The sequence below is a fragment of the Gammaproteobacteria bacterium genome (assembly GCA_016765075.1).
Classification (GTDB): domain Bacteria; phylum Pseudomonadota; class Gammaproteobacteria.
On record JAESQP010000110.1, the window covers coordinates 1 to 12191 of the forward strand.

The 12191-nt window shown below is 50.0% G+C and carries 11 protein-coding genes; 5 read left to right on the top strand and 6 right to left on the bottom strand.

Features of this window, described 5'->3' with window-relative positions:
• Together JKY90_06480 and JKY90_06485 are read right to left on the bottom strand one after the other, a co-directional pair.
• Positions 1-1713: VCBS repeat-containing protein (locus JKY90_06480; protein ID MBL4851910.1), on the bottom strand; the 1713-nt coding region annotated here is incomplete at its 3' end.
• Positions 1714-1876: 163 nt separating this feature from the next.
• The gene (locus tag JKY90_06485) at positions 1877-3241 is read right to left on the bottom strand and encodes an NAD-dependent succinate-semialdehyde dehydrogenase (protein ID MBL4851911.1); all 1365 of its coding nucleotides are present in this window, start codon (positions 3239-3241) and stop codon (positions 1877-1879) included.
• 364 nt (positions 3242-3605) lie between these two features.
• Between JKY90_06485 and JKY90_06490 the strand changes: the two genes are divergently transcribed.
• The 3 genes from JKY90_06490 (at position 3606) to JKY90_06500 (ending at position 6128) form a co-directional block, all read left to right on the top strand.
• Positions 3606-4562, top strand: coding sequence for a complex I NDUFA9 subunit family protein (locus JKY90_06490; GenBank protein MBL4851912.1), 957 nt, complete (start codon positions 3606-3608; stop codon positions 4560-4562).
• A 9-nt stretch (positions 4563-4571) separates the two neighbouring features.
• Positions 4572-5696 carry a multifunctional CCA tRNA nucleotidyl transferase/2'3'-cyclic phosphodiesterase/2'nucleotidase/phosphatase gene (locus JKY90_06495; protein ID MBL4851913.1) on the top strand — a complete coding sequence of 375 codons (1125 nt, stop codon included), beginning with the start codon at positions 4572-4574 and terminating at the stop codon, positions 5694-5696.
• A gap of 108 nt (positions 5697-5804) precedes the next feature.
• Positions 5805-6128: a DUF3579 domain-containing protein gene (locus JKY90_06500; GenBank protein ID MBL4851914.1), complete on the top strand. Its 324-nt coding sequence runs from the start codon at positions 5805-5807 to the stop codon at positions 6126-6128.
• A 77-nt stretch (positions 6129-6205) separates the two neighbouring features.
• Here JKY90_06500 and JKY90_06505 read toward each other — a convergent pair whose 3' ends face one another.
• The 4 genes from JKY90_06505 to JKY90_06520 all read right to left on the bottom strand — a co-directional run bounded on the left by JKY90_06505 (position 6206) and on the right by JKY90_06520 (position 9053).
• On the bottom strand, positions 6206-6877 hold the full coding sequence (locus JKY90_06505) for a nucleotidyltransferase family protein (GenBank protein ID MBL4851915.1): 672 nt from the start codon (positions 6875-6877) through the stop codon (positions 6206-6208).
• 53 nt (positions 6878-6930) lie between these two features.
• The gene (locus JKY90_06510) at positions 6931-7938 is read right to left on the bottom strand and encodes an NAD(P)-dependent glycerol-3-phosphate dehydrogenase (GenBank protein MBL4851916.1); all 1008 of its coding nucleotides are present in this window, start codon (positions 7936-7938) and stop codon (positions 6931-6933) included.
• 169 nt (positions 7939-8107) lie between these two features.
• Positions 8108-8599 carry a protein-export chaperone SecB gene (gene secB / locus JKY90_06515; protein ID MBL4851917.1) on the bottom strand — a complete coding sequence of 164 codons (492 nt, stop codon included), beginning with the start codon at positions 8597-8599 and terminating at the stop codon, positions 8108-8110.
• Positions 8600-8627: 28 nt separating this feature from the next.
• Positions 8628-9053, bottom strand: a complete 426-nt coding sequence (locus JKY90_06520) for a rhodanese-like domain-containing protein (protein MBL4851918.1) — start codon at positions 9051-9053, stop codon at positions 8628-8630.
• A gap of 469 nt (positions 9054-9522) precedes the next feature.
• On the opposite strand from JKY90_06520, the gene JKY90_06525 reads away from it, so the two are divergent.
• Positions 9523-11073, top strand: coding sequence for a 2,3-bisphosphoglycerate-independent phosphoglycerate mutase (locus JKY90_06525; protein MBL4851919.1), 1551 nt, complete (start codon positions 9523-9525; stop codon positions 11071-11073).
• Positions 11074-11154: 81 nt separating this feature from the next.
• Positions 11155-12191: peptidoglycan DD-metalloendopeptidase family protein (locus tag JKY90_06530; protein MBL4851920.1), on the top strand; the 1037-nt coding region annotated here is incomplete at its 3' end.

Here is a 12191-nt window from a genome sequence, read left to right on the forward strand (position 1 = left end):
AATATCCGCCAGTGCCACAGAGAGGGTGTTATTGGCGCCCAGCTCCTGCGTGCTGTCAGTAAAGTTGCCGCTGCCGTCGTTGACATAGACGCGGTTGGCCTGTCCATTATTACCCGCCACCAAGTCAAGGTCGCCGTCGCCATCAATATCCGCCAGCGCCACGGAGACGGTGTCATTGGTGCCCAGTGTCTGCCCACTGTCCGTAAAGTTGCCGTTGTTGTTGAGATAGACGCGGTTGGCCTGTCCTTCATTACCCGCCACCAGGTCAAGGTCGCCGTCGCCATCAATATCCGCCAGTGCCACAGAGCGGGTGTTATTGGCGCCCAGCGCCTGCGTGCTGACAGTAAAATTGCCGATGCCGTCGTTGACATAGACGCGGTTGGCTCCATTATTACCCGCCACCAGGTCAAGGTCGCCGTCACCATCGATGTCCGCCAGCGCCACAGAGAAGGTGTTATTGGCGCCCAGCGCCTGCGTGCTGACAGTAAAATTGCCGTTGCCGTCGTTGACATAGACACGGTTGGCCTGTCCAAAACTATTACCTGCCACCAGGTCGAGGTCACCGTCGCCATCGATATCCGCCAGCGCGATAGAGCGGGCGTTATTGGTGCCCAGCGCCTGCCCGCTGTTAACAAAGTTGCCGATGCCGTTGTTGAGATATACACGGTTGGCCTGTCCAAAAAAATTACCTGCCACCAGGTCGAGGTCGCCGTCGCCATCGATATCCGCCAGCGCCACAGAGAGGGTGCTATTGGTGCCCAGCGCCTGCATGCTGTCAGTAAAATTGCCGTTGCCGTCGTTGACATAAACGCGGTTGGGCTGTCCATTCTCATTACCCGCCAGCAGGTCGAGGTCGCCGTCGCCATCAATATCCGCCAGCGCCACAGAGAGGGTGTCATTGTTGCCCAGCGCCTGCTCGCTGTCAGTAAAGTTGCCGCTGCCGTCGTTGACATAAACGCGGTTGGCCTGTCCAAAAGCATTACCCGCCACCAGGTCGAGGTCGCCGTCGCCATCGATGTCCACCAGTGCCACAGAGCGGGTGTCATTTTCAGCTGTCAGCGGATCAATAAAGACGCCCGCAGCGAGAGGGTTGATGCACCTTAGCATCACATCGCTGACATTGGCGCCGTTTAAGATGTCGAATTCATTGCTTACGGCACACTGTAGGTTGGTTTGAGCTGGCTGATTGAATACGGTGACGTTGTAGCTGCTGTTGTCGTTGAGCGCAGTGGCAAAGTCAAAGCTGCCATTGGCCGTTAAGGTCAGGTCATCCGTGGCATTATTTTGCAGGGTCACTGAGGCGCCAGCGCCTAGCCCGGTGAGGCTGCCGCCGATGGTGAAGCGGTTAATGCAATTGATGGTGACATCGCTGACGTTGCTGCCTGCCACGACGCCATTGCCATTGCTGACGGTGCAGGTTTGACTGGGCACACCGAGCTGGGTCAGCACGGTGACGCTGTAGTTGCTGGCGTCGTTGATAGCGCTGGCAAAGACGAAGCTGCCGTTGGCTGATAGTGTCAGGTCATCGGCGCCGTTTTGTTGTAGCACGATACTGCCAGCGCTCAGCCCGGTGAGGCTACCGCCGATGGTGAAGGTATCGACAGCGTCGTTATTCCCACTGCCGCCACTGCCGCCGCCACATGCTGCAAAGCCGAACACGCTGACGCTAACCAGTAACCAGCGAATAACGTTTGCAAGACGGAATAATGACATAACAGTTCCTTTGTATAGTCGTATGGAGTGAGAAAATCCTTATTGACAGTAGCGGTATGAATTTATGATTCTTTACTTCGCGCCTCGCCTAAAGCGCCTACTGTTGGTGGATTTGAATATTTTGAATCTCAATCCAGCTCGCTCAGACTTAATCAGCGCTTGCTTAACGTAGCCAGATAGTTTTCGCGTTAACAAACTCACGAATGCCGTGCTGTGCCAGTTCACGGCCATAGCCGGATCGTTTGATGCCGCCGAAGGGCAGCCGTGGGTCGCTTTTCACCATGCCGTTAACGAACACCGCGCCAGCGTCGACACGGCGTGCAAGTTGTTCGCCGTGGGCCGAATTTTTTGTCCAGACACTGCCGCCGAGGCCAAATTCAGACTCATTAGCGATATGGATCGCATCATCTTCGTCTTTGGCGCGAATGACAATGGCGACAGGACCAAACAATTCTTCTGTATAGGCGCGGCAAGCGGGGGTGACGTGATCAAGTATGGATGCACTATAAAAGGCACCAGCACCTTTTACTGGTTGGCAACCGACTACGCCGATAGCGCCAGCGTCGATGCTATCAATGACTTGCTGGTGTAGTTCATCGCGTAGATCAATTCTAGCCATCGGTGCTAGTGTTGTTTGTTCTAGCTTGGGGTCGCCAGGTATGAGCTGTTCAACAGCGGTTTTGAATTGCGCGATAAACTGCTCTGCCACAGCGGGTGTGACAATAAAACGCTTGGCGGCGATACAGCTTTGGCCGGCATTGAGGTAGCGTGACTTGACTGCGCTATCGACTGCCAGAGCAATATCGGCGTCATCGAGCACAATAAACGGGTCTGAGCCACCGAGTTCCAACACGCTTTTTTTAATATTTTGACCGGCACAACTGGCCACGGCTTGTCCGGCGTGGGTGGAGCCTGTTAGCGTAACGGCATGCACACGCTCATCAGCAATGACCTCGGCAACCTGTGGCGCAGATATTAATAAAGTTTGGAATACATTCACCGGAAAGCCGGCATCATCAAACAGTTGTTCCAGGGCTAGCGCACATTGAGGCACGTTTGAGGCATGTTTGAGTAGTCCGACATTACCGGCCATCAGTGTTGGTACGGCAAAGCGCATGACCTGCCACAGCGGAAAATTCCACGGCATGACAGCCAGTACGACGCCAAGCGGTTGATAGGCAACAAAGCTGCGGCTGGCATCGGAGTCAATGATTTCATCAGCAAGAAAGGCGGCGCCATGCTCGGCATAATAGTCACAAACGACGGCGCACTTCTCGACCTCGGCGCGTGACTCGCCAATCAGCTTGCCCATTTCTTCGGTGATGATGTGTGCTAAGCGTTCTTTATCATCGCGTAGCTGCGTAGCAAGTTTGTTGAATAGTAATGTTCTTTCATCAAAGCTGGTTGTTTTCCAGGCTTTGCTGGCGCTATCAGCACAGGATAAGGCATTTTCAAGCTGATCCTTATCCCACAGATCAAAACGTTGGCTTACCTTGCCACTGACTGGGTTTGTTGATGTATATGTCATCCCCCTTCTCCATTGTCGATGTTGCAGTACCGAGTATCATATACAGCGAGTGTAGAACAGATATTGAGGTTTAGTGTAGTCTGCTGTTCTTTATTGGTAGCGATGCATTCAGGTCAATATTAGAATAAATTTCGGTCAGATGCATCGTATGTCACAATCTAGCCCGCATTTCTCACCAGGGGGCGAGATGATCACGAAGAAATTTGGATTCACAGGGGATTTTCCGAAGGAGAGGAATAACAGTGTGTATTCCCGACTGAGGGAAATTCCCTGTGGATTCAAAGGTCAAGCGAGGACTCGTCATCCTGGTGAGAAATGCGGGCTAGCACTTGTTGGAGTGTTTGGCTTGAAGTGAGGAGTGCTTGTGAAGCAACAGCGTCATGTTTGTGTGTTGGGTGGTTCCGGCTTTGTCGGTACGCATCTGGTTAATCGCCTGGCAAGCGAGGGCTATCAGGTTACGGTGTTATCGCGTCGCCCTGAGCGTCAGCGCCATTTGTTGGTATTGCCAACGGTGAGCGTTATTACTGCTGATGTCTTTGATGAGGAAGCGCTGGTTACATGCTTTAGCGGCATGGATACCGTTGTTAACCTGATTGGATTGCTTAACGAAACAACCAAACACAGTTTTGCCAGTGTCCATGTTGATTTGGCGCGTAAGGTTGCTAATGCATGTCGTAGTAGCGGTGTCCGTCGCGTATTGCACATGAGTGCGCTCAATGCGGATGAAGCGCGTGGTGCTAGTGTTTATCTACGTAGCAAAGGTGAGGCAGAGAACCATGTTCATGCGCTGCATGATGTCGCTGTCACCAGTTTTCGGCCTTCGGTTATTTTTGGTGAAAATGATTCATTCTTTAATCGCTTTGCCATGCTGTTGCGATTGAGCCCTGGGTTTCTCCCATTGGCTGCCCCCAACGCGCGTTTTGCGCCAGTTTATATTGATGATGTGGTATCGGCAATGGTGACATCGATTACTGAGCAAGCGAGCTATGGCCAACGCTACAATTTATGTGGCCCCCAAGAATATAGTTTGCGCGAGCTGGTTGAATATACCGCCAAGATAATTACTTGTAAGCGTAAAATAATTAGCTTGAGTGATGGCCTGTCAGAGCTTACGGCAAGAATTATGGAGTTAGTGCCAGGTAAGCCATTAACCCGTGATAATCTTGCTTCAATGAAAGTAGACAGCATTTGCAAGGATAGTTTTCCGGCGCTATTTAGTATTGAGCTGAGCAGTATTGAAGCCATTGTCCCGGGCTATTTATCCGCTGATAGTGAAGGCGAATACTTTGATCGTTTGCGCGAGCTTGCTCGTCACGAGTAAACTACCACGATGAAGTGTTATCGTGTCGGCGGCGCTATTCGTGACCAGCTGTTGGGTTTGCCAGTCAATGATGTTGACTGGGTGGTGGTGGGCGCAACCCCACAAGAAATGCTCGATAGCGGTTTTGCGCAAGTGGGCCGTGATTTCCCTGTTTTTCTTCATCCTGACACCAAGCAAGAATATGCGCTTGCGCGCACTGAGCGCAAAACTTCGCTGGGCTACACCGGTTTTGCCATACATGCTAATCCAGACGTTAGTTTGGAGCAGGACTTGGCGCGGCGTGATTTAACCATTAACGCCATCGCACAGGATGACGACGGCAAACTTATCGATCCGTACCATGGCGTAAGAGACCTAAAACAAAAAATATTACGTCATGTCACCGACGCCTTTGTTGAAGATCCACTCCGCGTACTCAGAGTCGCACGTTTTGCCGCGCGTTTTTCCCCGTTAGGGTTTTGTCTGGCACCTGAAACCCTCAGCTTAATGCAGAGTATGGTAAAGACAGGCGAGCTAAGCACGTTAGTTGCCGAGCGCGTTTGGACCGAAACCGATCGAGCCTTGGCCGAGCTTGAGCCACAGGTGTATTTTGATGTGCTCGATCACTGTGGGGCATTAGCGCAGATATTTCCTGAGATAACGCCAATATGGTTACAGGGCGCGCCAAGTGGCCGTGATTTATTAGTGGCTGTCGCCAAGGCCAATAATTCAACGTTACTACGTTTTACTGCGTTGACAGTGAACGTAGAAATAGGCGCTCTTAAAGCGATGGCCAAGAGGCTGCGTGTGCCCAAGTCTTATCATCAACTGGCCGAATTAGCGGTACGTCATATTAAATCTCTGCATACTTTTTCTGCAATGGACGCTGCAATGCAGCTACAGTTGCTTGAGTCGATGGATGTGCTACGCCGACCTCAGCGTATCGACCCACTCTTATGTTTGGCACGTTGCCACTGGCAGCTTCAGCAAGATGAAGTAGCAGATTATCCGCAGGCAGAGTGGGTATTAGAGGCAATGAATAGAATATCGAACGTGACCAGCAATGATCTTGTTAAGCAAGGTGTCAAGGGGATGGCCATGGCACAGGCACTGCGCTTAAAGCGCCTGAATGTGCTTGAAGGCCTGTCAATATAGTTAACTTTAGGTAAAATTAAAGTTATTTTCTAATGTTACCGATAACTTTAGACATGGTTGGGGGTATACGTATACCAGGAAAAATACGATAGGCTAAGGAGTACGAGTATGCGAGCAAGAGGCAATGTTGGTGTTAACGAGCATGATTTTGCTAGTCAAAATCATGCGACGGTTAACAGCAAGGAGTGGCTGCGACAGATTAAATTACACCGAGCCAGTTTTGAATATAATCACCGTATCAAACATTCACTCGATGCGCAGCCTTGCTTTATTGACGGTATGGCATCATTAATTGTCGCGCCTGATCTTGAAATTCGTGATCCCTTCGCGTTTACCTATATCACCCGCTTTGCCGAAGAAAATGCATTACTTATCGTGCTTGATCGGCGTACACAACAAGAAAATGTGGAACTAGAACGTCGCGCAGCCTAATGTAGTGTTTAGTATGAAACACTGCGCTGGTATCGAAAACAGCGTGTATGGGCATAAGAGTCGAGTTTATAGATAAATCAGAGGTTCTTTAACCACTGATCTAGCTCGGCCAGTCGCTGTGGTGTACCAATATCAAACCAATTGCCAGTATAGAGTTCAGCACTGGCTTGTTGCTTGTCTATGGCTTGTCGCAGTAGCGGCGCTACTGAAAAAACCACGCGCTCCTTATTAGGAGGGGATAAATCCGAGCCTCGTGATACAGGATGGCCTGTCTTATCAAATAAAGCCCGGCCGTATACAGCAATACCACTAAACGTATAACGTTGTTGCCCCGTGTTACTAATGTTGCCGTGGTTAAAGGCAAAATCACCTTGTGGGTTATGTTCGGGATTACTGACGAGAACAAGATGGCAATGGTGTTTCGTTTGTTGGGTTAGCTTTGTGAAATCATAGTCTGTCCAGATATCACCATTCACCGCAATAAAAAAATCATCGTCAAATAGCGGCAGAGCATTGACGATAGCACCACCCGTTTCCAGCGGCTCATCACCTTCGTGTGCGTACCTTAAGTTGACGCCATAGCGTTTGCCGTTACCCAGCTTGTTTTCAAACTGATGCCCAAGGCGGCCAGTGTTGATAATAATATCGCTGATACCCGCATCACTCAGTCGTTCTATATGTGCTTCGATGAGTGTTTTCCCACCGGCTTCTAACAGTGGTTTGGGTGTGTATTGAGTCAGTGGTTGCATGCGCTTGCCATGACCTGCGGCAAGAATGATAGCCTGAGAAACCGCCTGGCAAATCAATGGCCTTCTGCCTTGGGTTGGCGTTCGAGTAGATCATAAACGGCATCTGTTGGCGCCAGGCTCTCGTAAAGAACGCGATAAACATTGTGGCAGATAGGCATGTCGATATTATGAGCTTGCATCAGTTGCTGTAATTCGCGCGCGGTATTAACACCTTCAACGACTTGGTTAATATTATTTAAGGCCGTATCCAGTGATTGTCCGCGCCCGAGTGCAAGCCCCAGCCGGCGATTACGTGATTGATCATCGGTACAACTTAGAATGAGATCGCCAAGGCCGGCTAGCCCGTAAAAGGTGCTGGTTTGTCCGCCAAGCACAACACCCAGTTTTACCATTTCATTCAGACCACGCGTGATCAATGCAGAGCGCGTATTGGCGCCAAAGTTTAAGCCATCAGCAATGCCGGCAGCAATAGCTAGAACATTTTTTATTGCGCCAGCCAGTTCAACGCCGGCAATATCACAAGAGGTGTAGCAGCGCAGATGATCGCCGTGTAAAAAACCAGCAATATCACGGCTGGCTTGCTCATGATTGGCGGCGATCGTTACTGCTGTTGGTAAGCTCTGCGCCAGTTCGCGTGCGAAAGTAGGGCCAGAGACAACACCATAGCGTTGAAGGCTTGGCCATTCTTCACGCAGGATTTGTTGCAGACGTTTAGCGCTGTCTTGTTCTAGCCCCTTACATGCCCAGGCAAGTAAGGTGTTGTCGTCGCAATAAGATTTTATTTTGACGATGGTTTGACGAAAGGCGCTGCTGGGGACGACGACCAGCACCAGTTCGCTGTCTTGCAAGGCATCACTTAACTCATCGTAGGCAGTGATATTTGTTGATAATTTAACGTCTGGTAGATAACGCTGATTGTAATGTGTGCGATTGATGTCAGCGATATGTTCGCTGCTACGACCCCAAAGCCTAACCGAATATTGACGCTTTGCCAGTTGTTGAGCGAGTGCAGTGCCCCATGAGCCGGCACCAATAACACTAACGAGTTTCGGCGTAATCATATTGGGTTAGCCCGCATTTCTCACCAGGATGACGAGCCTTCGCTTGATCTTTAATTTTACAGCGAATTTTCTTCGCTCGGAAATGCAGCCGGTATTACACGGCCTCAGAAAATCCACTGTAAAATAAAATCTCTGCGCGATCATCTCGCCCCCTGGTGAGAAATGCGGGCTAGTGCGAAGTCTCTGGTTGCCCCATATCGCTGTTTTGCATGCTTTGCAAATGCTGGCTGTAAAGGCTGTCAAAATTAACAGGTGCTAATACCAGTTGTGGGAAACCCCCTTTGGAAACGATATCTGATACGCCTTCACGCGCATAGGGGAAAAGAATATTCGGACAATAGCTGCCGACCATGGCGGCGAGATTATCTTTCTCAAAGCCACTAATATTAAAAATACCGGCTTGCTGTATTTCGATCAGGTAGGCAACAGTATCTTTTATTTTGACTGTTGCTGTTAACGATAAAATAACTTCGTGGACATCATCAGCAAGTACTTTAGCGGTATTGCGAATTTCGAGATTCACTTCCGGCTGCCATTTTTCTGAAAAAATCTGCGGTGAGTTGGGGGTCTCAAAAGACAAGTCTTTGACGTAAATCTTTTGAATGTGGAAGCGCTGTTGGCTGTCACCATCAGTGACAGATTTTTTTTCGTTATTCGACATAGAAATCCCTGGATAGAGTATAAAGTCGCTATGATTTGCTGACAGGCAGGTTCGCGTTCTGCCAGGCGATCATACCACCACTTAATTTTTTAACGCCGCTAAAGCCTTGTTTCATCAAGGCCGACGCCGCCTGTGCCGAGCGATTACCCGTACGGCAATAAACTAATAGCGGCCGGTCTTTATATTCTTGCAGTTCCGTAGTGCGGCTTTCGAGTAAGGGTAATGGAATATGAATCGAGTTGATAATATGCCCGTCAGCGTATTCGTTATCTTCGCGTATATCGAGCACGATTGCATCCTCGTGGTTCATTAAACGCACAGCCTCATCGGGCTTGATTTCACCAAAGCCGAGCAGTTTGCCGCGCAGGCTATCCATCGCCAATGCGATAAGAATAACGACGAAGAGCGAACTCAACATCCAGTGGTTAACGATAAATTCGAAGAACTGTCCCATGCCCGCTGATTGGTTCCTAAACAATTTGTATGAAAATATCAGGCTAGCCGCTAAACCGCTATTTGTTACGGTATAATCGCGATGCCTGTGCGCTCGGCATCATACTGATATTGCGCCAGGGTTACCAGCAAGCCTTAATTACAGGCCTTTATTACAATGGGGCACATGAGTGCCGCGTGCCTTGCAACGAAAACGATAAAATAATGGGCACATCTATTCATTACTTACGACCTCTGCGTGACCTGAAGCATGTAGATGCAAGGCGCAATCTGCCGACAAGGCTGGTGGCCTTGTCAAGGAGTGCAACGCAGCAGATGCATGCTTCAGATCACGCCCTGCGGGGCTTACAGGCGAGTGCAGGCTCGGCGTTATCATTGCTCAACAGGCCACCAGCCTGCCTGCGCAATGATGCCTTGATCCTGCACTCGCCTGTAAGCCAGAGGCCGTAAGTAATGAATAGAGGAGCCCTATGACAGCGCAAAAACGACCGATCCTCCTGACTATACTCGATGGCTGGGGTTACACCGAAGAAACTGATGGTAACGCCATTGCTAACGCTAACACGCCTGTTTGCGACGCACTATTTCGCGATAATCCGCATACGCTTATCAGCGCGTCGGGGCCAAGTGTTGGCCTGCCTGCTGGACAGATGGGCAATTCAGAGGTTGGTCATCTCAATTTGGGTGCTGGGCGTGTGGTCTATCAGGAATTTACGCGTATCGAGCGTGCTATCGAGAGTGGTCTGTTTTTTAGCAATCAGACCTTAACCGATGCCGTTGATACGGCCATTAGCAATAACAGTGCAGTGCATATCTTTGGCCTGATGTCGCCAGGGGGTGTGCATAGCCATGAGTCACATATTTTGGCGATGGTTAAATTGGCGGTAGAGCGTGGTGCTAAAAACGTGTTTGTCCATGGCTTTCTTGACGGTCGGGATACTGCGCCAAAAAGCGCCGCCGGCTCCATTAAAGCGATGGAAGCCGGTATGGCCGCAGTGGGTGGTGGCCGTATTGCAACCTTAATCGGACGTTTTTACGCCATGGACCGTGATTATCGCTGGGAGCGTGTTCAGGCTGCTTATAATTTACTTACTCAAGGTAAGGGCGTATTTCGCGCAGCTGATGCCTTAACCGCGCTGACAATGGCCTATGAGCGTGATGAAACCGATGAATTTGTTCAGCCAACGGCGATTGTAAAAGACGGTGCTGAACCAGATTTCATCAAAGATGATGACGTTGTCGTGTTCATGAATTTTCGTTCTGATCGTGCCAGGCAACTAACGCGCGCCTTTATTGCTGAAGATTTCGATGGCTTTGCTCGTGCAGCGATACCCAAGCTAGGGCTATTTTGTAGTCTTGCTGAGTACAACAAAGATTTTTACTACGTGCCTGTCGCCTTTCCGCCTGAGCGCTATAAAAACGTTTTTGGTGAATACCTGTCCAAACTGGGCTTAAGACAGCTGCGTATTGCTGAAACAGAAAAATATGCCCACGTTACCTTCTTTTTTAATGGTGGCGCCGAGGCGGCATACCCGGGTGAAGATCGTGTGTTGATTCAATCACCGAAGGTGAAAACCTACGATATGCAGCCTGAGATGAGCGCTGGTGAGTTGACTGATCGTTTGGTTGGGGCCATCGAATCAGGGGATTATGACGTTATTATTTGTAACTATGCCAACCCCGATATGGTCGGCCACACCGGCAAACTTGATGCCGCCATTGCCGCGATTGAAGCGCTTGATAGTTGCTTGGCCCATGTTGAGGTGGCCATTAAAAAGGCCGGTGGTGAGTGGCTGGTTACCGCCGACCACGGCAATGCTGAGCAGATGTTTGATCCGCAAACAGGTCAACCGCATACCGCGCATACCAGCAACCTGGTACCATTAATTTATGTTGGACGCAGCGCTGATATCGCCGATGGTGGTGCGCTGTGTGATGTCATACCGACCATGCTACATCTAATGGATCTCGAAAAGCCGACAGAGATGACGGGTGCCAGCTTGGTGACCCTACATCAATAGCCTCAGGCGATAGTAAAGCTGAAGCTGACAATATCGACAATGTGCTATAGCTTACGCGCCCTTTTATTGCAGATTTGTTGCGTGTTTGGCGCATTATATGTATCGCCAGCAGTGGCTGACAAGACGCAGCAGTTAGCAGACTTGCGTGAGAAAATCACCAGCTTGCGCAAATCGCTCGAATCAGATCGCAGTGAACATGGCTCGTTGCTTAAGCGGTTGGCGGACAGTGAGCGGAATATGGGCCAACTTAACATTGGTCTGCGTCAGACTCAACAGCGCCAACATGAACTTAAGGCAGAGCTGGTCACGTTGGGTCGTGACCGTCATCACCACCAACAAACATTACGCTTAGATAAGGCTGCATTGGCTGATCAGCTATTAGCCAGTTATGTCATGAGCCGTCAAGGGCATCTTAAGTTATTATTGGCAGACCGTAAGCCGGCGGAGATTGGTCGAACGTTAGCCTATTATGATTATCTTAATCGTGCGCGCAGTGAGCGTATTGAACAACTTGATCAGCGCTTACAGGTTTTGGCGACGATTGAACGGCGTTTAGATCAGCGCAAGGATGACTTAGCGCAGACGGTTAGAGAGCAAGAACAATCTCAGCAAGCCTTAGATAAAGAGCGGGCACAGCGCAAGCAATTGGCTGTGGCGCTGACCCAAGAAATTGACAGCAAAGAAATCGAGCTGGTAAGTCTTGGTGAAGATGAGAAAGCGCTGCAACGCCTATTGGGCGAGATTGAGCGTAGTCTTAGTGACATCCCGCCGGAAATTGACGGTAGTGAGCCTTTTGCCAAAGGTAAAGGTAAATTAGGCTGGCCGGTTAATGGTCGATTAGTCACACGTTTTGGCAGTGCTCGCGGTATTGGTACGCAGAAATGGCAGGGTGTTGAGATTGCTACTGATGCGGGCGCACAAGTGCAAGCGATAGCGTCCGGCCGCGTTGCATTTGCCGACTGGCTACGTGGTTTTGGCCTGCTTATTATTATCGACCATGGTGAGGGTTATATGACACTCTATGGTCGTAATCAGAGTCTCTATCAAGAGGTGGGTGATTGGGTCAGCACGGGGGATGTGATTGCTAGTGTTGGCAATAGCGGCGGTGGTGGTGAAAG